Source organism: Candidatus Bandiella numerosa, from assembly GCF_021811875.1.
GTDB classification, from domain to species: domain Bacteria; phylum Pseudomonadota; class Alphaproteobacteria; order Rickettsiales; family Midichloriaceae; genus Aquirickettsia; species Aquirickettsia numerosa_A.
Genome location: NZ_JAJBJD010000249.1, coordinates 1 through 255, shown reverse-complemented (window position 1 = coordinate 255; position 255 = coordinate 1). Strand labels below are relative to the sequence as shown.

The 255-nt window shown below is 40.0% G+C and carries 1 protein-coding gene; it reads left to right on the top strand.

The window, feature by feature from the left end; genetic code table 11:
* On the top strand, window positions 1-255 hold a 255-nt coding region (locus L8D11_RS05560; protein WP_272906065.1), incomplete at both ends, for a reverse transcriptase domain-containing protein.

The window sequence follows — 255 nt, the reverse complement described above, 5'->3', positions numbered from 1 at the left end:
ATGTGAAATCTGGCAAATCTTGGGTAGTGGATATTGACCTAGAAGCTTTCTTTGATAACGTCAATCATGATATTTTAATGTCTATGATTGCCCGCTCCATATCTGATAAGAAACTGCTAAAACTCATCAGGTCGTTCTTGAATGCTGGCATGATGCAAAATGGTGAGTCAAGTAAGAGAGACATAGGAACGCCACAAGGTGGGCCGCTCTCACCACTTCTTAGTAACATTTTACTTCATGAACTAGATAGAGAAC